The organism is Vibrio sp. McD22-P3, assembly GCF_021568915.1.
Classification (GTDB): Bacteria; Pseudomonadota; Gammaproteobacteria; order Enterobacterales; family Vibrionaceae; genus Vibrio; species Vibrio mediterranei.
Genome location: NZ_JAKGTN010000004.1, coordinates 152,696 through 174,988 on the forward strand (window position 1 = coordinate 152,696; position 22,293 = coordinate 174,988).

The 22,293-nt window shown below is 43.5% G+C and carries 18 protein-coding genes; 10 read left to right on the top strand and 8 right to left on the bottom strand.

Annotated features, from left to right (window positions below):
• Positions 1–10 precede the first annotated feature (10 nt).
• The 4 genes from L2W36_RS06355 to L2W36_RS06370 all read right to left on the bottom strand — a co-directional run bounded on the left by L2W36_RS06355 (position 11) and on the right by L2W36_RS06370 (position 5,516).
• Positions 11–1,000: an AAA family ATPase gene (locus tag L2W36_RS06355; protein WP_236109607.1), complete on the bottom strand. Its 990-nt coding sequence runs from the start codon at positions 998–1,000 to the stop codon at positions 11–13.
• A gap of 104 nt (positions 1,001–1,104) precedes the next feature.
• Positions 1,105–3,360, bottom strand: coding sequence for a multiheme c-type cytochrome (locus L2W36_RS06360; protein WP_236109608.1), 2,256 nt, complete (start codon positions 3,358–3,360; stop codon positions 1,105–1,107).
• Positions 3,361–3,488: 128 nt separating this feature from the next.
• Positions 3,489–4,526: a helix-turn-helix transcriptional regulator gene (locus L2W36_RS06365; RefSeq protein ID WP_031494840.1), complete on the bottom strand. Its 1,038-nt coding sequence runs from the start codon at positions 4,524–4,526 to the stop codon at positions 3,489–3,491.
• A 3-nt stretch (positions 4,527–4,529) separates the two neighbouring features.
• Positions 4,530–5,516, bottom strand: coding sequence for a CobW family GTP-binding protein (locus tag L2W36_RS06370; protein WP_006070536.1), 987 nt, complete (start codon positions 5,514–5,516; stop codon positions 4,530–4,532).
• Positions 5,517–5,986: 470 nt separating this feature from the next.
• On the opposite strand from L2W36_RS06370, the gene clcA reads away from it, so the two are divergent.
• From clcA to cqsA, 3 genes are all read left to right on the top strand, one after another.
• On the top strand, positions 5,987–7,387 hold the full coding sequence (clcA, locus tag L2W36_RS06375) for a H(+)/Cl(-) exchange transporter ClcA (protein WP_006070537.1): 1,401 nt from the start codon (positions 5,987–5,989) through the stop codon (positions 7,385–7,387).
• Between the two features lie 102 nt (positions 7,388–7,489).
• Positions 7,490–8,458, top strand: coding sequence for a TDT family transporter (locus L2W36_RS06380; RefSeq protein ID WP_329605663.1), 969 nt, complete (start codon positions 7,490–7,492; stop codon positions 8,456–8,458).
• 221 nt (positions 8,459–8,679) lie between these two features.
• On the top strand, positions 8,680–9,861 hold the full coding sequence (gene cqsA, locus L2W36_RS06385) for an alpha-hydroxyketone-type quorum-sensing autoinducer synthase (RefSeq protein ID WP_006070539.1): 1,182 nt from the start codon (positions 8,680–8,682) through the stop codon (positions 9,859–9,861).
• 48 nt (positions 9,862–9,909) lie between these two features.
• On the opposite strand, the gene L2W36_RS06390 is transcribed toward cqsA, so the two are convergent.
• Positions 9,910–11,985 (bottom strand): hybrid sensor histidine kinase/response regulator, encoded by a 2,076-nt coding sequence (locus tag L2W36_RS06390; RefSeq protein WP_236109609.1) that lies wholly within the window; start codon positions 11,983–11,985, stop codon positions 9,910–9,912.
• A gap of 115 nt (positions 11,986–12,100) precedes the next feature.
• A complete protein-coding gene (folE, locus tag L2W36_RS06395; RefSeq protein ID WP_006070541.1) occupies positions 12,101–12,754 on the bottom strand; it encodes a GTP cyclohydrolase I FolE in 654 nt (217 codons plus the stop codon).
• A gap of 223 nt (positions 12,755–12,977) precedes the next feature.
• On the opposite strand from folE, the gene moeA reads away from it, so the two are divergent.
• From moeA to L2W36_RS06415, 4 genes are read left to right on the top strand one after another with little or no spacing between them, the layout of a single operon-like run.
• Positions 12,978–14,213, top strand: coding sequence for a molybdopterin molybdotransferase MoeA (moeA, locus tag L2W36_RS06400; protein ID WP_006070542.1), 1,236 nt, complete (start codon positions 12,978–12,980; stop codon positions 14,211–14,213).
• Between the two features lie 10 nt (positions 14,214–14,223).
• A complete protein-coding gene (moeB, locus tag L2W36_RS06405) occupies positions 14,224–14,976 on the top strand; it encodes a molybdopterin-synthase adenylyltransferase MoeB (protein WP_124941902.1) in 753 nt (250 codons plus the stop codon).
• 24 nt (positions 14,977–15,000) lie between these two features.
• Positions 15,001–15,306 carry a hypothetical protein gene (locus L2W36_RS06410; RefSeq protein WP_006070544.1) on the top strand — a complete coding sequence of 102 codons (306 nt, stop codon included), beginning with the start codon at positions 15,001–15,003 and terminating at the stop codon, positions 15,304–15,306.
• A gap of 11 nt (positions 15,307–15,317) precedes the next feature.
• A complete protein-coding gene (locus tag L2W36_RS06415) occupies positions 15,318–16,151 on the top strand; it encodes a sulfurtransferase (protein WP_236109610.1) in 834 nt (277 codons plus the stop codon).
• Between the two features lie 39 nt (positions 16,152–16,190).
• Here L2W36_RS06415 and L2W36_RS06420 read toward each other — a convergent pair whose 3' ends face one another.
• Entirely contained in the window at positions 16,191–16,712 is a 522-nt protein-coding gene (locus L2W36_RS06420; RefSeq protein ID WP_124941900.1) for a lactoylglutathione lyase family protein, read from the bottom strand.
• A 106-nt stretch (positions 16,713–16,818) separates the two neighbouring features.
• On the opposite strand from L2W36_RS06420, the gene L2W36_RS06425 reads away from it, so the two are divergent.
• Entirely contained in the window at positions 16,819–17,709 is an 891-nt protein-coding gene (locus tag L2W36_RS06425) for a LysR family transcriptional regulator (RefSeq protein ID WP_236109611.1), read from the top strand.
• Between the two features lie 7 nt (positions 17,710–17,716).
• On the opposite strand, the gene L2W36_RS06430 is transcribed toward L2W36_RS06425, so the two are convergent.
• On the bottom strand, positions 17,717–18,700 hold the full coding sequence (locus tag L2W36_RS06430; RefSeq protein ID WP_088878225.1) for a sugar-binding transcriptional regulator: 984 nt from the start codon (positions 18,698–18,700) through the stop codon (positions 17,717–17,719).
• 439 nt (positions 18,701–19,139) lie between these two features.
• Between L2W36_RS06430 and tal the strand changes: the two genes are divergently transcribed.
• The gene (tal, locus tag L2W36_RS06435) at positions 19,140–20,090 is read left to right on the top strand and encodes a transaldolase (RefSeq protein ID WP_006070549.1); all 951 of its coding nucleotides are present in this window, start codon (positions 19,140–19,142) and stop codon (positions 20,088–20,090) included.
• Between the two features lie 82 nt (positions 20,091–20,172).
• Complete coding sequence (tkt, locus tag L2W36_RS06440; RefSeq protein ID WP_236109612.1) at positions 20,173–22,164, top strand: transketolase; 1,992 nt, start codon at positions 20,173–20,175, stop codon at positions 22,162–22,164.
• Positions 22,165–22,293 lie beyond the last annotated feature (129 nt).

Sequence of the window (22,293 nt, forward strand, 5' to 3'; positions counted from 1 at the left end):
ACCTCTGCGGTTAGCCAATAGCCACAACATCCAATAGACGGTCGACGACATCCTTCTGAGTGATTTGCTCTGCGAGCGCGTTGTATGACAGCGCTACCCGATGACCCAGAACCATATGAGCCACGGCACGCACATCATCTGGCTCTACATGAGAGCGGCCTTGTAACCACGCATAGGCTCGACTGCATTTATCCAGAGCGATAGACGCACGAGGCGAAGCGCCCACTAAAATCCAATCTTGTAACGAGGAATCTGCGTAACGGTGTGGCTGCCTCGTAGCCATCACTAATCCGACAATGTAGTTTTCAACGATGTCAGATACTTCTATCTGTGCCATTTCTTCACGAGCAAGAAACACCGACTCCGGTGAGATGGAAGATTCAGAGCTATTGCTCTTTGTTGTACTCGAACGCGCTCCCAGTTCTTCATCACGAACTAGGCGAATGATGTCTTTCTCGGCTTCGTCTTCTGGATAATCCACCGTCACTTTCATGATAAAGCGATCCATTTGCGCTTCTGGCAATGGATAAGTCCCTTCTTGCTCGATAGGGTTTTGTGTCGCTAACACCATAAAGAGTTCTGGGAGAGAGTGGCTTTCACCACCTACGGTGACCGTGCCTTCTGCCATTGCTTCCAACAAGGCGGCTTGAACCTTAGCAGGAGCTCGATTGATCTCATCCGCCAACACAATGCTGTTGAAGATAGGTCCGGATTGGAAATGTAGCTGAGGTTTCCCATCCACATCTTGATAGATTTCGGTGCCTGTCACGTCGGAAGGCAACAAATCAGGGGTAAACTGAATACGACCAAAACTTGTATGTAGACGATCCGCTAACGCTTTGATAGAGCGCGTTTTGGCCGTACCTGGCAAGCCTTCTAGAAGAATATGACCATTGGTAATAAGCCCAACCACCAGTGCAGTGACCACATGCTGTTGTCCGATCACTGACTCACCAACTTCAGATATTAGGCGATTAAGCTCTGTTTGTGCTTGATTCATTCGTTTACCCTTCCAGCTACACTTAATTTAGGCGATAACACATACCCTTCATACTATCGTTAGCGGTCATAACTTTTAGTTATATTGATAATGCTCATCGCACTTTAATAACGTGATTGTAGTTGCTCTACTACTTCCTTAGGTGCGAATTGAGACAATTGCTGCAAACAAGCCTTCGATTCAGGCTTTTGGTATTTCAACAGCATGTCACATTGTGCGTATAACTGTTCTGGATTTCGACTGAGTTTGAACGCTTGGTTCAGAGCAGAGATTGCCTGCCCTAGATTAATAGACTCCATCGATAAACCATAAACGTACCAGTACTGAGCATTGTCTTTTTCTAGGTCTACCGCTTGTTTTAATAAGTCAGATGCTGCCAGTTTTTCACCCTGTCTTAGTTTGGAAAGCGCGGCGCTGTAACGAATTGCCGCTGAGTTTGGCTGATTTTTGATGCCCAACTGTAGAGTCTGCTCGGTTAATGCCTCTTGACCCTGAGCACGATAAAGGTCCGCCAGATTGATATAACTATTGGCAAAGTATGGTTCAACAAGAATGGCACCTTCGTACTCTGCAATGGCCAGCTTTGTCTTACCTTGAGCGGCGTAAACGTTACCTAGATTGGTGCGACCAAAACCTCTGTCAGAGTTAAATTCTTGTACTGCTATATATTCTTTTAACGCAGGCTTTAGTTGATCTTTTTGAAGAGGATTTAGCTCCTGCCAATAACGCGCTAACGCACCAGCGGCTTCAGTTCGAACAGCTAGCACTGAATCAGTCAATAACGGCGAGATAATTTGCCAGCGTTGGTGTGAAGGATAAGGCTCACTGCCTTGGATCGCCCCGACCCGTACCATAGCATCGCTGTTTTTTACAGCACGCCCAAGCGCTATCAAACTATTTTGGCCAGGATAATTGGCTAAACGTTGCAACGCTGATGCTCTTACGATTGAAGCTTCAGAGTTATCTTGCGCAATGTACGATAAGGCATCCGCTGCAGCGCGGTGCCCTATGGCACTTGCATAGAAGGCAATTCCATAATGCTGGCTGTTTTGGTATTTAGATTCAGGGAACCATACCGCAAGCGCTTTACTAGCCCACTCAGGTGACTCACTTTCATGGCATGTCGTACAGACATTGGGCGTTTTGATATGTTGTGTGAGGTCTGGACGAGGAACGTGCCAACTGTGGTCTCTTCTTGGGTCGACTTCCATATAAGTAGTTTCTGGCATGTGACAAGTCGTACACTTGTCTGCTTCACTACCTTTTTGATGGAATGTATGATTTTCCGAGCTATATTCAGACGCGATGTGACATTGCAAGCAAACACTTTCTTCCGGGATTTTAAGCTTAGCCGTATGTGGATCATGACAATTGGTACACGTGACGCCCATCTGAGCCATTTTCGATTGTTCAAATGAACCAAGCACATACACTTCATCGTAGATTTGACCATCAGCGTGATAAAGTTCTTGAGTAAGGTTTGAAACCAAGTAACGCTCCAAAATCTCGCCTTGTACATGATCGTAGTCTTCTGTGAGCTGAACACGTCGACTATGACACTGAGCACATACCTTTACCTGTTGGGTCGATTTAATATCACTAGGTTGTAACGTCGATTTCCCTTGTTTGAATACCCAGCTTGTCACCGCTTGAGATAAATCACGATTGAAACCGTAGTGGTCAACAGTCTTAAAGCCCCCCTCGCTGCCTCGCTTTGCAAGCTCTATATGAATGCTAGCAGGACCATGACAGGCTTCACAACCGACATTAATCTCAGACCAAGTGGTTTCATATTGATTGGTGGCTTTATCGTAGCCTTTGTGTAAATTTGTAGAGTGGCAATCTGCACACATGAAGTTCCAATTTTGACCAGAGTTGGTCCAATAAAACTCATCGTTTGGCGTCGTATCAGGGTAGAGGTGGTACCACCTTTGCCCGCCAGACTCCTTGGCTCTCGAATCCCATGTAAAAGGTATCAGTTGCACGCGACCATCATCAAACTGGACCATATATTGTTGAAGTGGGTAATGACCGAAAGTATAAAGAATTTGATAGTCGTGGAACTCACCGTCAGGTCCTTGAATATTGACCCAGAATTCATCGTCTTTCTTATAGAAGCGATTCGTTTTCCCTTGATACGTAAACTGAACATTATTGAAATCGGCTAGAACACTCTCCGATGTCGCGTGATCCATGGCTCGCTCATGGTCAGAGCCCGTCCATGACTCGACTTCCTTAGCATGACATTCAATACAAGCATCACTGCCAACAAAGGAAGCCCCTTCAAGTTCAGAGCTAACTGACGACGATGTGAAACCGACACTAACTAGTGCTAATAAAACTCTTACCATCACACCCATTTAGCTTCCCTTCTAACACGTGCAAGTTATTGTTATTTCAATAATAACAATAGACTACTGAGTTATAGGTGCAAGGTGTTCTAAAAAGATAAAACCCGATAGGTTTATTAAGACAGCAAAAAGATAGTTTATCGACTATTCAATAGCGATTTTGGCGACTCGCCTGTCCAACGCTTGAAAGCTCTCGAGAAGGAGCTTAGATCTTTAAAACCGACTTCTAAGGCAATTTGAGTGAGGTTTGTACTCGGGTTGGCGGACAACGAAATCGCTCGTTCTAATTTGTAACGGTCTAGCAAAGTTCGAAACGACAAAGACTGCGCACTGAGTTTTCTTGTTAGTGTTCTACTACTCATATGAAAATGCCGAGACACAGAGTCAATCGTTATGTCTGTGACCTCATACTGCTTAAAAACGGAAAACACCTGCTCAGCTAAACTCGAATCCATAGTGCTTTCGGCACTGTAATGCATCGGTGCCACTAATGTCGCGTTAAGCTCAGAGTTGGCGTAGGTGCATGGTTTATTAACAAACCAGCTTGGTAAGGTAATACGTCGAATCTTATGCCCATAGAAAATTCGGCAATTAAATCGTTGTTCTAATGACTCTATGACGTCGTCATCTAGAGGATCTCGTTCAAAGAAAAACTCTACGGTGCACGCTTCTTTTTGTGTCGATCGAATAAAAGTAATTAGGGCGATACAGTAATAGCTAAAACCAAGGTTGGAAAAGGTCGGCATACCTTTATCGTTGTCGTGTCTGAGCATCCAAAGTTCAGACTTCTCATTAAGGCGATGAATAAACACCAACTTTACAGCAGGACAAAACACTAACGAAAATGCTTCGAAGAACTTCAACATGACATCAACGCTGGGAGCGCTATATAGAAACGCCCCAAGCACACCGAGATGATTTGCCGTAATACTGGTACCAGCATCTATCACAATATCAAACGCGGCAGGATGTGCTTCCACTAGTGCAATCGCTTCCTCCAACGCATCAAGGGAGACCTTTGGCCTCTCCATTTGCTCGTGCCAATCCTTGATGCCGCCGCGATACGCAGCAATATCGAGACCATAGCGCTTAGCAGCCTCGTCAAGAGACCGAAGCCACTGCACATCAATGATTTGTCGGGTCGAAGCCGTCTTTAGAAGTTCATTTGAGTCCATACCCTAACGTAAGCCACACAAGCGAAGGAGTACTGTCTCCAATTGCTCCCATGGTAGAAGTTCACTATCGATGACTTCGATTCTTGATTCATAGCCTTCTAACGACATTTGATTGACAGAAACAACACGATTAGCAACGTTAAAGGCGTAACAACCTTTATCTGTGTTTACTACCGCCTTAATGCGCTCTGCATTCAAATCACTGAACATTGAGAATAACTGGTCAAAATCGAATGTATGTTCCGCACCAACAATCCAACCACAACTAAAGTAGCCTTGTCCCTGATTCTCGCGACGAATAAATGGTTTTTCAGGAGATAACTCGAATACTGGTTCAAGATCGCTATGGTCGTGAAAGTCGTGAGAGTGGGCAGAAGATTCCGTTTCTTGAATTCGTCGCTCTATATCCAATACCTCTATCGGAAGCACGCCGTTTTTTACCAGTTTGTGGAAAATCTTGGCAGGCGTTTGATCCGTAACCCAATCATTGAACACATCGACATCTTCAGCGGTGCATTGATCCACTTTATTACCGATCACAACCTCAGCGACACTAAGTTGATCATTAAAGTTAGCATTAGATAAATGCCTATCATCGGATAAATTACGCGGGTCCACCAACGCAATTGTCGCTTTTAAATCAATATAATCAGTGTACTGCTCTGATGTTAACGTCTTAATGACCTGTTTGGGATGCCCCAACCCTGTTGGTTCGATTATCAAACGATCCGGCTTTTGTCTTAACAGGACGTTGATACCTACCGACATCGGAACACCTGCAGTGCAACACATGCAGCCTCCCGGGACTTCTTTAATAAGTGCACCACCCTCAGCCATCATTGCACCATCAATACCGACTTCTCCAAACTCATTAACGAGTACCGCCCAGTTCTCATTCTCGGGTTTTGATTTAAGTAGATTAAGTATTGTGGTGGTTTTACCCACACCAAGAAAACCAGTGATGATGTTGGTAGGCACTTGATTTGACATGATGAACTCTCTGAATATTGCTTTGGTATGAGTATATACCTAAGTGACTCGTAGGTTCTATATTGAATAGGTTTAGGGATGAGTATAAAAGACCAAAAGACAAAAGGCGCACTTTGCGCGCGCCTTGATCCCCCGTTACTCAATCGTGAGTTTGCGAATCTCTGAACCTTGTTAACGCGGCTGAGATAATTTACGGGGCAGTAGTATGTGTTTGTTGCACATCCAAATTGTACGTAGGGTTTTCAAATCCTCCATGCTCGTCGAATACAATCCCTACGCTTTAAATATGGTACATATCTGGATTATTGCAAGTAGAGAACATTGAGGTGAATCACAAAATGCTGCAACACTAGGCAACATTAAATTTGGAATACTACTTTTCATCTTTACCACTGTTGCCAATTGTTCTAAGTCGTATAATTTTACTTATACATTCCCGCCAATCCGAAGAACCAAGGTCTTTAAATACAATGACAAAGAGAGAAAGAATCAAACAGTCGTTACTTGCCCATGTGCCACGCGGAACGATTAATCAATTTCTCTCGAGAGACACGACCCCTATCTCAGTGCTTTTGCTGTCTTGTGTTGTGGGTGTACTTGCAGGTTTAGTAGGCACATTGTTTGAGCTTGGTGTTCACTTCGTAACTGAGACCCGCACAGAGTGGCTTCGCGACGAAATCGGTTCAGTCCTTCCTCTGTGGTTATCAGCTTTTCTAATTAGTGCATTACTCGCCTTCATTGGATATTTTTTGGTCCATAAATTTGCACCAGAGGCCGCTGGATCAGGTATTCCTGAAATTGAGGGTGCGATGGATAATATGCGACCAGTTCGTTGGTGGCGCGTGTTACCCGTTAAGTTCTTTGGTGGCTTAGGAGCTCTCGGTTCAGGTATGGTACTAGGTCGAGAAGGCCCAACGGTACAAATGGGCGGCAACTTAGCTCGGATGGTGACAGATCTATTCCGAGTAAAAAACGATGACAGTCGCCATACCTTACTTGCGTCCGGTGCTGCAGGCGGTCTCGCAGCTGCTTTTAACGCCCCTCTTGCCGGTATCATGTTTGTTGTCGAAGAGATGCGTCCACATTTTCGCTACTCTCTTATTTCTATTAAAGCCGTACTTATCTCAGCAGTAACCGCGACTTTGGTTTTTCGCTATATTAATGGCCAAAGCGCCGTCATCTCCATTCCACAATATGGTTCACCAGAGCTCAATGTGTTGTGGCTGTTTCTAGTTTTAGGTGCACTTTTCGGTGTATTCGGCGTTGCTTTCAATAAACTTGTTACTGTGTTTCAGGATCTTTTTGTACGCATTCATAAAAACGACCTTAAACGTTTCCTGTTTACGGGTTCTATTATTGGTGGATGTTTCGGACTACTCCTTCTCTATGTGCCAGAATTAACTGGTGGCGGTATCGGTATTATTCCTGATATTACAAATGGCAGTTTTAGCGCTTCCATCTTGGTATTGCTGTTTATCGGTAGAGTACTTACTACCCTTATTTGCTTTGGCTCTGGTGCGCCTGGCGGTATTTTTGCACCTATGCTGGCACTGGGAACGTCCTTCGGTTATGCCTTCGGATTAACAGCGAAAGCACTATTTCCTGAATTACCAATAGAACCCGCTGTCTTTGCAATCGCAGGGATGGGTGCACTCTTCTCTGCAACGGTACGTGCACCGATTACTGGAATTTTACTGGTCATTGAAATGACCAATAACTACCACTTGATCTTACCACTTATCATCACTGCGTTGGGCGCAACAGTAATTGCTCAAGCAATGGGGGGACAACCTATTTATAGCCAACTACTCCACCGAACCATCAAAAACGAAAAACTACGACAAGAAGATCTACCACGAAAGGAAAACTGAGCGCATTTTCTATCCAAACTGTGTATAATTAGACGGCTAGACTGCTAGTTCTCCCAGAAGAGCTAGCAGATAATAATAAGGATATTAAAGAGAGCTCTCCTCGTGACAACAAGTCTTGCTGCCCTAAAACGACTGACACAGTTTCACAGTGTCCCCACCTCTCAAGCCTCATTGGCTTTAGGAATAATCGGCCTCGGCCACGCTTGGGCGATGTATGTACCAGAACTTGGTAAGACTATTCAGCCAATCTTAGCCACTATCGGGGCCCTACTGTTAATTCCCGTACTGTTAAAATATCTGCTCAATCGCCATATATTTTCTGCTGATATAAAGCACCCATTAACAGGCAGCTTAATGGCTCCAATGAGTATAGCGTTATTAATCCTGTGTGATTACTTAGCCGTTATTAGACCGCTCATCGCCTATCCTCTTTGGTTTGCTGCGTTGATGTTGCATATACTCATGGCGATATTATTCTTTTTCTATCAAATTAAGAATTTTAAAATAGCCAATATAGTTCCAAGCTGGTTTCTTTATCCTGTTGGACTAATTAGTAGTTCATTAGCAGGAACTCAATTTGGACATACGGTATATTCTGAAACCATTGCTAGTGTATGCATCGCAATATATTTCTTTATGCTACCACTGGTTCTATATCGACTGGTGTTTGAAGGTATGCTTCGCAAACGTGCCAGGCCTACTATCGCTATCATGGCAGCGCCGATCAACCTCACATTATCAGCATACTTAGTCAATTTCCCTGAACCTGATCCTATACTGACGGGTGCGCTAGCTGGTATCGCCATCACGATGACATTACTTATCTATTTGTGTTACTTCAGATTATTAAAACTGAAATTTCAACCATCTATCGCTGCGATTACCTTTCCTTCAGTCATCAGTTCTATCGCGATGTACAGGTTAACGGATTTCTTCGAGGGCGAGTACCCGCATTGGCATTGGCTTCACAACTTCGGCTTTTTGGAGTTATCTGTAGCAACTTTGGCGGTTATCTGGGTGAGTTTTGGTTTTATCAAAATGTATTGGCCGGAGTTAATGTCACGACAATGAAAAATTGTGATACATATATCAATAACAACTAAAAAGAGTATAAAAAACCTCGCACAGATCCCCAATGGGTATAAGCAAGATGAATATATCGCTATGTAGTATAGTGAAGATTGCTAGTAACTCCAAAAAATAAAATAGTCACTAGTGACTATTTTTGCATATTGGGCAATATTTCGTTCTGTCGGCCGACAACCCATTTTAAATGTCGAGAGAACCTAGCTATGCACTTAGAGAAAATAACAAAAACGTTGCCTAAATTTATTGAACAGCAACACGATATTTATATCGCTGAAAATATCCATTCAACCAAAAGTAAAAAGCATCTAGTCTCTGGGAAAAGACCTACGGCAAGTGATACTAGTTACCAAACAAATGACTATCTATGTCTGAATAACAACGCCTATATTAAGGAGAAGCACATAGACGCGATACGAGCCAATACGGAAAGTATGTTGATGTCTGGTGTTTATACTGCTGAGGCGGAAGACAGTTCTGCTTTTGAAAAAAAACTCGCTAAACTAACAGGATTTGAAGAGTGTGTGGTATCACAATCAGGTTATACCGCAAACCTGAGCTTACTACAGGCTATCTGCACGAAAGACACTAATGTGTATGTTGATTTCTTCGCTCATGCTTCATTATGGGAGGGTGCAAGAATTGCTGGCGCTATGGTTCATCCATTTATGCACAACAATATCAGGCACTTAAAGCGACAGATTCAAAAGAATGGCCCAGGCATAATTCTAGTTGATTCTATCTACAGTACGTTGGGAACTATAGCACCGCTTGTAGACCTGGTATCAATGGCTTATGAGTATGACTGCGCATTGGTCGTGGATGAATCTCATTCACTTGGAACTCACGGTCCTAAAGGTGCTGGTTTGGTTGCTGAATTGGGTTTAACTGAGCATGTCGATTATATTACTGTGAGCTTAGCAAAAACATTTGCATATCGTGCAGGCGCAATTTTATCCAACAAAAAGACCGCACATTGTCTTCCATTTGTGGCATTCCCTGCAATATTCAGTTCCATGCTACTACCGTATGAAACTGAACGGTTAAGTGCCACTGTCGACGTTATCAAGAGCGCCGACAGTGCAAGACGCTCGTTGTTCTCAAATAGTGACTATTTAAGAAATCAGCTAAGAAACTTAGGACTATCTATTCGTAGTGAATCTCAGATCATCGCTTTGGAAACAGGTGACGCTGAAAACACTGAAATTGTTCGGGATTTCTTAGAGAGCAAAGGCGTTTTTGGTTCTATATTTTGTACTCCGGCAACGCCAAAAGGAAAAAATATCATCAGATTTTCAGTCACTTCAGAGCATACTCTCGAGGATTTAGATCGAGTAGTACAAGCATGTAAAGAAGCAACGGAAAACAAAGAATTCTATTTCTTATAGGTAGTAAGTCGGATGTGGAGCTCAACCTTTAGATCTGAGCTCCCTCATCTATATCCAAGACGCCACTTTATCAACTAGCTCGTCTTTCGGTGTCGGTTTAATGAGTAAGTCATCCATTCCAGATTGCTTGATTTTTTCACGAGTTGTTGGATTCGCATCACCAGTAAAAGCAATGATAGGCACTGTATTGTACTTTGCTGTCGATTTTCTTATCTTATCCGCAGTGGAAATGCCATCTAGAATCGGCATCTCTATATCCATAATAACTAAATCAACGTTTTCTTCATCAAGCATAACTAGTGCGTCAGCACCATTGCTAGCCTGAAGCACGACCAAACCTTCTTTTTCCAACATTATGCTAGTAATTGTTCGCAATGAGTGATTGTCATCGACTAAGAGAACTGTTTTTGTAGAAGATATTGTGTTGTATGGACGAACCGTCGCAAGCTCTTCCACTTCTCTAAAAAACAACTTATCTAACGTGTCTCTAATATCAGAGGTAAACTCGTCATAATCCATTAGTTCGACATTAAGATAGCGCTTGAAGTATAGATTTCTCTGGTCATTTGCGGAATGAACGAGAACAATTCTTGCCTCAGTAAACTCAAGCTTAGCCTCGAGACTCGAAAGGTAGATCCACCCTTCTCTCGATAGATTACCGTCGATAATAATAAGGCTATACTCGAAACTATATTCTTCGCGATAACTTGCCGCTTTTATGTCTTCAACTGTCAGCTTGAATTCTCGGTGATATTGAGCACTCTTAACCAAGTCCAACATGCTAGATGACTCACCAATAAACAACACTGACTTATCTTTAATCAGTTCACTCTTAATCTGTGCCACTTCAGCCGACTCATACTTAGGAAATATTAATTTAAACTCTGTCCATGCACCAAACTCGGATTGACATACAATCTTACCGCCAAACGACCTCATAACCTTTTTACAGAAGGCCAACCCTAGACCATAGGACCCAGATTTACCGGTAGTGTAAAAGTCTTCAAAAATATACGGAAGTAGTTGCTCTTCAATCCCCTTGCCGGTATCTCTAAAAATAATGATATTGCAATCGTCTTGGGTTTGAGAGTCAATTGTTATGGTGAACTTCCCTGCCCCCCGGTGGCGAAACGAGTTTTTCAGTAAGTTAAACAACACATACTTCAATAAAGTATCACTGCCAAAATAGTCGAAACTGTTCGGGATATTGACCGAGACAGCTTTATTGTCCAGTGCTGTTTTATATGCAAACGTTCTGATTGCATTTTCAATTACTTCTTTGCCATTATTACGGCAGAAAGTCGATGTAGATACTCGACTTTGATCGATAGAAGTCAGTAGTAAGTCAATGGTCTCATTGCCATTCATGATCGTTTTCATGGAATCATCTATGATTTCATTCAAACGTTGAAGCTCTTCGGTGTTCAATTGGTGAGAGTTACGAAAGATAGCGCTCTTATTAGGAATAATCGCTCGCATTACCTCTAACGAAGAATACATAGCACTAAGAGGGTTTCTCATTTCATGAGCGATACCAGCACCGAATGACTTAGCAATCGCGAATTTCGATTCATGCTCGTTTTGGTTACGAAAGAAGAACAAACTGCCGAAAATATAGGTAAACGCAAATATGGGCAAATAAGTAAGGCTCTGTTCCATATAGATCCCTTGCCCACCCATAATGTAAGCAAGTATAACAGCAGATACAACAGATATTACCGCCTGAGCGACCATGATTCTTGTATCATAAATAAGCAATATATGAAGAAATATAGATGACATAAACGACATAACCCAAACTGTCGTCCAGTTATTCATCAACATCATGTAGCAAAAGAAGAATGGTAAAGTAAAGCCAATGACTACTAGGTAATAGTATGGGAGGATTCGCTTAGTTTTTTCTGAAAAAGCACGTAATAAGATAAACCCTATTAACATGATTGCGCCAATAGTTCTTAAAAGCTCACTTTCATAAGGCTGAGGAAATACATACTTCCAAATGACGTAATAAAGTGGAAAGCCCAAAATCCCCATCCATGCGACAAGTGTAATATTTGGCGCAGCATACTCGTAGGTTCTCTTTATCCTTTCCATCTGTGCAATCAATCCAGATTTAAAACTCATTACTATTGGTTAAGCATAACATTGGCTTGATCGGTAAGAAAGCTTTGTAAAACAACAACGCCCTCGTAATCAGAGGGCGTTGCAAATGAATATGTGATGCGTCTTCCAGAAAGAACTAACGCAGTCCATGCAAAAACTCATGTCGAGTCGCTGGTTTGGATTTAAAGATGCCACCCAATGCTGTAGTCGTCGTTTCGCTGGTAGCATCCATGACACCGCGAGACTTCACACAGTAATGTACTGCATCAATTGTTACTGCGACATCGTCGGTTTCAAGCAATGCTTGTAGAGCAACCAGAATTTGTTGCGTCATGCGTTCTTGAACTTGTGGACGCTGTGCGAAGAACCTGACGATACGGTTAATTTTAGACAAACCGATGATTTTACCTCGAGGGATATAGGCGACTGCCGCTTTACCGTCAATGGTAACAAGGTGGTGTTCACAAGTGCTCGTTACCGTGATGTCTTTAACACGAACCATCTCACTAACGTCCATCTTGTTTTCGATGACGGTGATTTTAGGGAAGTTCTCATAGTCCAAGCCAGAGAAAATTTCATCCACATACATCTTGGCAATGCGATGCGGCGTCTCCATCAAACTATCGTCTTGTAGATCAAGCTGTAACAACGTAAGAATTTCACGCATATGATGTTCAATACGCTCTTTCTTTTCTTCACGGCTGACTTCATTTGGCAGCATCGGTGTTTCTAGCCCTCGCTTTGACAACGCGGCTTTCACCAATTTTGCTGATTCACTTAATCCTGACATCTTACTTCCTCGCACTAACACCCGTAAGGGGGCACAAGGATACTCGGAATTTTCATCAATTACACCCACAAATTCTGTATTGCTTTGTATGCATTATGATTTGAAGCATGTTTTTGGCTATTTTATCCATAGGAGTAAGCCTCTCTTCAGACAAAATGTGTTACATTCCGAAGACTTTATTGAATTAAATAGTTCCACTGAATCAATTAGGACGGCTTATCTTATGGGTTGCTGCGACGCACCAGGCTTAATGCCTATAGAAGAAGCATTGGATAAAATGCTCACACCAATTACTCCTGTTACTGACACTCTCACACTGCCGTTACCTGACGCGCTTGGGTATGTATTAGCAGAAGACATTCTTTCTCCTATTAACGTGCCTCCCTTTGATAACTCCGCAATGGATGGCTACGCCATTCGTCTCCGTGACTTAGAGCAAAGTACCACTCTATCAATGGTTGGTAAGTCATTTGCCGGCGCACCTTATGAGGGTGACTGGCCTGCAATGACAACGGTTAGAATTATGACTGGTGCGAAAATCCCAGAGGGTTGTGATGCCGTTATTATGCAAGAAAACACCACGGTAGACGGTGATAACATTACGTTCAACCAGTGTTCTCCGAAGACAAATATGAACATTCGTCCTACTGGTGATGATATTCGAGTGAACGATGTCGTATTAAAAAAAGGTGCTCGTTTAACCGCACGCGATATTCCTATGATCGCTACGTTAGGAATTAGCCACATCAGTGTCTTCCGTAAACCAGTTGTTGCTTTCTTTTCTACAGGAGATGAATTGCGCCCGCTTGGTACTGAGCTAGAAGATGGACAGATTTACGATAGCAACCGTTACGGAATCAAACCGCTTATTGAGAACTTCGGTTGTGAGGCTATTGATTTAGGTATCATTCCTGATTGCCCAGAAACACTGAAAGCCACATTCGAGCAGGCGCAACAACAAGCCGACGTTGTTATTACCTCGGGTGGCGTAAGCGTTGGTGAAGCTGACTATACTAAAGATATTCTTGAAGAATTAGGTCAAATTGGCTTCTGGAAACTTGCTATCAAGCCCGGTAAGCCTTTCGCTTTTGGTGAGCTGGACAACGCTTGGTTCTGCGGATTACCAGGAAACCCTGTTTCTGCAGTATTAACTATGTATGTCCTAGTACAACCTCTCATCGCTAAGCTTTCTGGTCACTCAGAATGGAAAGAGCCGGAGTCTATTCCTGCCATCACACGCAGCGCTTTCAAAAAAGCTCCTGGAAGAACCGATTATCAACGCGGTATCTATACGATTGAAGATGGCCAGTTTGTAGTCGAAACAACCGGAAACCAAAGCTCAGGAGCCTTTAGATCGATGAGCTTAGCAAACTGCTTTGTGGTGCTTGAGCGCGACCGCACGTCAATTGATGTGGGAGAAACGGTTCAAATCCAGTTGTTCAACCCAACTTTATTCTAACGAGGCTATTGTGGACATACTGTCTGATGAAGAGATGCTTCGCTATAACCGTCAAATTATATTGAAGAACTTCGATTTTGATGGACAAGAAGCACTCAAACAATCTTCAATTTTGATTATTGGAGCCGGTGGTTTAGGTTGTGCCTCTAGTCAGTATCTTGCCGCAGCGGGTATTGGTTCACTCACCTTAGTCGATGACGATACGGTGGAGCTATCAAACTTGCAACGACAAGTATTACACAACGATGACTCTATTGGTGTCGATAAAGTTGAGTCAGCCCGAACTGCGTTAAGCAAGATAAACCCTAATGTGATGATTAAAACCATTAATCATCGCTTGGACGATGCTGCTCTCGAAGCACAAATTAAAGAGCACGACCTTGTTCTTGATGCCACTGATAATGTAGATACTCGTAACCAACTCAATCGCCTTTGCTTTAAACACAAAAAGCCGCTGGTCTGTGGGGCAGCGATTAGAATGGAAGGTCAAGTCTCCGTCTTTACATATCAAGACGACAGTTTACCTTGCTATGCTTGTTTAAGCGCACTGTTTGGAGATACAACGCTGAGCTGTGTTGAAGCTGGCGTCATGTCACCTGTCGTTGGCATCATTGGTGCTACGCAGGCACTAGAGGCGATAAAAGTCCTCGCTAACTATGGGCAGCCTAAAATAGGTAAGCTATTAATATTTGATGGTTTATCATTAAGCTGGCGAGACATGGGGTTGCCTAAATCCAAGGCCTGCAAAGTTTGTGGTGAATAGAGAGTAGTCTATGGAGAAGTACTAATGAAACAACTAACCATCGCATTTGCTATTCTCGCTGTGGGTGTTGGATTCTTGTTGCTTCTCCTATCTTCAGATTCAAATACAGAAAAAACAGAACAAGCCAAAGTAATAAGCCATGTTCTCACACAATCTTTAGACGGCAATCGTTACTACCTCATCGTGGAACATAGAGACGGTAGTAACAGCCGTGTCGCCACAGATAAAGCAACATTATGCCCCGTAGGTTCAGAAGTCACACTAAGCTCACAGCAGAGCTCAGTTTCTAATACCAAGACCTATCGCCTTCAGCATTGCCTCAACAGATAAGGAAATCATTGATGACACAACCTATTGTTTCTCCTCAATGGCTAAAGCAACAGCTAGATGCTAACAACGACATTATTGTTCTTGATGCCAGTATCGAATTTCAAATTCCGCTAGAGCCTGAAAAGGACAAAAGTGGAGTAATTCCTGGCGCTCAGCGCTTTGATTATGACAACGTCTTTTGCGACCCAGACAGTTCTCTTCCTCATATGATGCCAACTGAAGCTCGTTTCAATGAACTAGCTTCGAAACTGAGCCTTACTGAAAAAAGTACGATAGTTGTTTATGATAATTCCGGTACTTATGCTTCACCTCGTGCGTGGTGGATGCTTAAAGCAATGGGATTAAGTGAGGTTTATGTGCTCTCCGGAGGCTTACCTGCTTGGAAAACAGCTGGTTACGATTGCGATGAAGATTATTCGATTGGAGCGCCCACCTCCCCTTCTCTGTCACTAGATCAGCATTACTTCCTATCAGCAGAACAAGTTCTTACGTATTCCGAAAAGCAAAACGCTCATATCGTCGATGCTCGCTCTTTAGCACGCTTTAAAGGCGAAGTGAAAGAACCAAGAGAAGGTGTCAGAAGCGGCCATATTCCAAATTCTGTTTGTCTGCCTTTTGCTGAACTCATCAACAATGGCACCCTCAAACCGTTAGAAGATCTTGCTCCTTTGTATTCAGCTATCTCAGCAAGCAAACGAGAGCATTTGGTGTTTAGCTGTGGTTCCGGCGTAACGGCTTGTATTCTCGCTCTTGGCGCTTATGTCTGTGGTTATCATAATTTATCTGTCTATGACGGTTCATGGACTGAATGGGGTCAACGTGTTGATCTACCTGTAGAAAAGTAAAATGAAGACAAGCAGGTCTATGGGACCTGCTTCCTTTCGCTACCCGTTATAAGCACCACTTGAGTAATGAAGCTCATAACTATGTGAGTAGATCTCTAGAATATTCCCAAACGGGTCTTCCATATAGATCATTCGATACGGTTTCTCTCCCGGATAGTAGTAACGTGGCTCCTTCATTCGTCGTTTACCACCTGCCGCGACAATTTTGTCAGCTAACCCTTCAACATCTGGATCTTGTACGCAAAAATGAAAAATGCCGGTTTTCCAATATTCAAAGTTGTCTTCTGGATTTCGCTGATCTTTGAACTGAAATAGCTCTACCCCGATTCTGTCACCGGTGGACAGATGAGCAATTCGAAAGTGGTCCCACCCTTCCCCAAAAACGTCTGTACACATTACACCGATAGCAGAGTCGTCTTCAGTAACATCAGTCGGCGGCATGATAAGATACCAACCTAATACCTCGGTATAAAACTTGACGGCAGCCTCCAGATCAGGCACCGATATTCCAATGTGGCTAAAACAGCGTGGGTAGGTGTGGTTTGTGTTTGCTGAACTCATAAGTCGATGTCCTCTAGATGATAACGCTTGAGTATTTCATTGTGGATCAGCCGATAGTTATCATATAACCTAAAAACTATAATTAATTGTTATCTACGAAACCGTCATGATAAATACGACTTGGCTCAATACTTTTAAAACTCTAGTAGAGATCGGGCACTTTACCCAAACCGCTGAAAAGCTCTTCATGACACAACCTGGCGTCAGCCAACATATTAAAAAGCTCGAAGCAAGCCTTAATGTTGAGTTGCTTACTCGGGAAGGAAAAAGTTTTGAGATCACGGAGCAAGGACGTTTAGTGTATGAATACGCCCTTGAGCTAGCCAGTCGGGAGAACATGTTACTAGAGCGTCTAAGATATGATGACCCTGAGTCAGGTAGCCTTAGCTTTTCAGCTTCGGGCGCTATCATTACCGCACTCTACCCAAGTTTGCTGAATCTGCAGCAACGATATCCGGGGTTGAAGGTCAATGTTGAAGCTGCACCAAACCGTCGGATCATAGAAAGTATTAGTAATGGCATTATAGATTCTGGCATGGTCACGGCTTCGATTCAGAACCCTGAACTTTCAGCAGAGTACATAGGACAACTAGAGCTATGTCTCATTGGTAGTAGAGACGCGGTAGCTAAATTTTCGGCGCCAGAAGCGATCAACCAGCTTGGCGTAGTCGACCATCCTGATGCGCAATACTACTTACAAAAATACATCGAAGACAGCCGACTCGAAGAACTCACTCAAGCAGAGTGGCAAGATTTCAATAAAGTCACCTACATTAACCAACATAGTCAGATATTACAGCCTGTTTCTATGGGTATTGGTGTCACTGTATTACCCAAAGTTGCCATTGAGTATTCAGGCTACAAAGATAAAGTTAATGTCTGGCCCACTGAACATTTAGTCAGTGAACCGCTCTATTTTGTGAAGAAAAAACGAAAACAACTTGCCGCTCGGTACTTATTTTTGCTGGAACTTATCAAAGCCACAGAGTTCGCGTAGTCTGCGATTAGCTCGGTAAATTCTTCATTTGCTCATCAAGGTTCAGCACTGTTAAAGCATTACTTACACTGGTTGCAACCACATCGATTACGCCAGTACGCAACGCTCCGAGTAACGCCATTGGTTTGCTATTTTCAGAAGCGATCGCAATCACCTCTGATATCATACGAAACTCTTCAAGCCCCAAACCAATCACTCGATCACTCATCACTGTATTGGCGGCTTGCCCCTGAATATCGAAGAAATCATAACCAGCAAAATCACCAACTACTCCCTGATTCAATCTCGATTGAACAACTTCGTCAGCGGTAAACCATCCCAAATCAACCATGTAACTGTTCTCACTCATATCACCGACACCTACGATAGCCATATCGGCTTTACGCGCTAAATCTAGAGTCTGTTTGACCGTAGCATTTTGCATAAACGCTAACTTTTGATCTTTATTTTCAGCGTATGCCGGTGCATATAAGGTTTCAGAACTACCACCGTATTTTTTCGCCAACTGACGACAAATATGGTCGGCATTAAAGCGTCCCCCACGTGGATGAATTCCTCCAATCCCACAAACAAACTTACAATCTCTAGGAGTAATCACCCCCATATGGTGAGCTACAGCTGAAACATTTCTACCTTGCCCTACTGTCACCACAGTTCCGCCTTTTAGTGTCTGCGCTAGATAGTTTGAAACTAGCCCTCCTACTTGCATACGCTGTGCTTCTTCATCAGCTTGGTCCAACGCAATGAGCGCTCGCTTAACACCAAAACGTTCAATCAGACGCTGTTCGATCTTAGCACTATATACCGGGTGGTATTTAACCGTGATCTCGACAATACCTTCATCTCTTGCTTGCTTTAGAAGGCGACCAATTTTGGCTCGTGACACACCAAACTTCTTAGAGATCTCCTCTTGTGTTGCACCATCTTGGTAATAGGCAACGGCAATTTCTGTCAGCAAGTCATTGCCCGTTTCGCTAATTTCATTTTTCATTATCACTCACCTAATAGGGAAAAATAGTGGCGCTCATTGGTTCACACCTTATACATATGCTCAATGATAAACAGAACTAAGCATTCGCTCAATACCATTACATTTTCTCAGGTCAAGATTTCAGCAGAAAAAGCAGCCCACAGACCTTATAAAACATAGAATCGACATTGAAGTACGCTTGCGTTATCAAAAAACAAAAATAACCTTATGAATACTACTTTTCAGACCAGTATTTCATTGACATTATTTCTGCATAGGGTAAATATGGGTTCAACATTTACTCAGAAGTGATACATATGTTCACGCATATTTGTTCACTAACACGGAAAAGGTTTATGAGCTAATCCAACGTAAAGTTGAAACTTTGGCTCGTAACATAGCATTTGTAGTATGAGGCCATTCCTCACAAATTTATGCCCTCAAGAATAGGAACGTACCGATGAGCAACAAATTAGAGCAACTTCGCAAATTGACTACTGTAGTAGCGGACACTGGTGATATCGAAGCAATTCGTAAGTACCAACCAGAAGACGCAACAACTAACCCATCTCTGATTTTGAAAGCAGCACAAATCGCTGATTACGCACCGCTTATCGACCAAGCGATTGAATACGCTAAAACTCAAAGCGACGATAAAGCACAACAAGTTCAAGACACTTGTGACATGCTAGCGGTTAACATCGGTAAAGAAATTCTTAAAACTATCCCAGGTCGCATCTCTACTGAAGTAGACGCTCGTCTTTCTTACGATACTGAAGGTAGTGTTGCTAAAGCGCGTCAACTTATCAAAATGTACAATGATGCAGGCATCGCCAATGACCGTATCCTAATCAAACTGGCTTCTACATGGGAAGGTATTCGTGCGGCTGAGATTCTAGAAAAAGAAGGCATCAACTGTAACCTAACGTTACTATTCTCATTCGCTCAAGCTCGCGCATGTGCGGAAGCTGGTGTTTATCTAATTTCACCTTTCGTAGGTCGTATTATGGACTGGTACAAGGCGAAAGAAGGCCGTGACTTCGAAGCATCAGAAGACCCAGGCGTTATCTCAGTATCAAGCATCTACAACTACTACAAAGACCACGGTTACAACACCGTTGTCATGGGTGCAAGCTTCCGTAATATCGGTGAGATTCTTGAGCTAGCAGGCTGTGATCGTCTGACTATCGCTCCACAACTTCTGGCTGAACTAGAGGCAGCTGAAGGTGAAGTAGTAGAGAAGCTTGTTGACTCAAAAGGTTCTAAAGAACGCCCAGCAGCGATGACTCATGCCGAGTTCCTATGGGATCATAACCAAGACCCAATGGCAGTAGAGAAACTGGCTGAAGGTATTCGCAACTTCGCCGTAGACCAAGGCAAACTAGAAGCAATGATTGAAGCTAAGCTTTAATCCACACGATTAATGAAAGGGGAACGTTTGCGTTCCCCTTTTAATTTCCCCTCTCCAATATCAAATTTATTCGGTGTTTATTATGGATCGTAAAAACCTAGCAAACGCTATCCGTGCATTAAGCATGGACGGCGTTCAACAAGCTAACTCTGGCCACCCAGGTGCTCCTATGGGCATGGCTGACATCGCTGAAGTTCTTTGGCGCTCTCACTTAAACCACAACCCGTCAAACCCTGAGTGGGCGGACCGCGACCGTTTCGTACTGTCTAACGGTCACGGTTCAATGCTAATTTACTCTCTACTTCACCTCGCAGGTTACGAGCTTTCTATTGACGACCTTAAAAACTTCCGTCAACTGCACTCAAAAACACCAGGCCACCCAGAGTATGGCTATGCACCAGGCATTGAGACAACCACTGGTCCTCTAGGCCAAGGTATCACTAACGCTGTGGGCATGGCGCTAGCTGAAAAGACACTTGCAGCACAATTCAACAAAGAAGGTCATGACATCGTTGACCACTTTACCTATGCGTTTATGGGTGATGGCTGCTTGATGGAAGGCATTTCTCATGAAGCGTGTTCTCTCGCGGGTACACTAGGCCTTGGTAAGCTAATCGCTTTCTGGGATGACAACGGCATATCTATTGATGGTGAAGTGGAAGGTTGGTTCTCTGACGATACTCCAAAACGTTTTGAAGCGTATGGCTGGCACGTTATCCCAGCAGTAGACGGTCACGATTCAGAAGCGATCAACGCGGCAATTATCGCAGCGAAAGCAGACCCTCGCCCTACTCTTATTTGTACTAAAACCATCATCGGTTTTGGCTCTCCAAACAAATCTGGCTCTCATGACTGCCACGGTGCACCACTAGGCGCAGAAGAGATCGCGGCAACACGTAAGCAACTAGGTTGGGAGTACGGTCCTTTTGAAATTCCGACAGAAGTCTACGCAGAGTGGGATGCGAAGGAAGCGGGCGCGGCTAAGGAAGCAGCGTGGAACGAAAAACTTGCAGCGTATGAAGCAGCTTACCCAGAGCTAGCCGCAGAATTCAAACGTCGCGTAAGCGGTGAGCTTCCGGCTCAATGGGAAGAAAAAGCAAGTCAAATTATCGCCGACCTTCAAGCGAATCCAGCAAATATTGCATCACGTAAAGCATCACAAAATGCACTTGAAGCTTTTGGTGCAATGCTACCAGAATTCCTAGGTGGTTCTGCTGACCTAGCACCGTCAAACCTAACCATGTGGTCAGGTTCTAAGTCGCTAACAGCTGATGACGCATCTGGGAATTACATCCACTATGGTGTGCGTGAGTTTGGTATGACTGCGATCATGAACGGTATCGCACTACATGGCGGCTTTGTTCCTTACGGGGCAACGTTCTTGATGTTCATGGAATACGCTCGTAACGCAATGCGTATGGCGGCACTGATGAAAGTGCAAAACATCCAAGTTTATACTCACGATTCTATTGGTCTGGGTGAGGATGGCCCAACACACCAACCAGTTGAACAGATCGCATCACTACGCTTAACACCAAACATGAGTACGTGGCGTCCATGTGACCAAGTTGAGTCAGCAGTTGCTTGGAAATTCGCCATCGAGCGTAAAGACGGTCCAACGTCACTAATTTTCTCTCGTCAAAACCTAGCTCAACAAGAACGTAGCACTCAGCAAGTTGCTGATATCGCAAAAGGAGCTTACGTGCTCAAAGATTGCGAAGGCAAGCCTGAGTTAATCCTGATTGCAACAGGGTCTGAAGTTGAGTTAGCCGTCAGTGCCGCTCAACAATTGACTGAAGCAGGAAAGCAAGTACGTGTTGTTTCAATGCCAGCAACAGACGTATTTGATAAACAAGACGAAGCGTATCGCGAGTCTGTACTTCCTTCAGATGTGACAGCAAGAATCGCTATTGAAGCGGGTATTGCTGACTTCTGGTACAAGTATGTTGGTTTTGGTGGCAAGATCATCGGTATGACAACATTCGGTGAATCTGCACCTGCAGGCGAGCTATTTAAGATGTTTGGCTTTACGACTGAGAATGTCGTAACTACTGCTAACGATCTTCTCGCTTAAAACTAAGTTCCAAAACCTAGACGACTAAGCCGAGCATAAATGCTCGGCTTTTTTGTTCTAGTTATCTATCTACTTTCAACAAAACGCTTCAAGAATGGTTCGCTTTATTATCAAATAGTTCCTCGATTT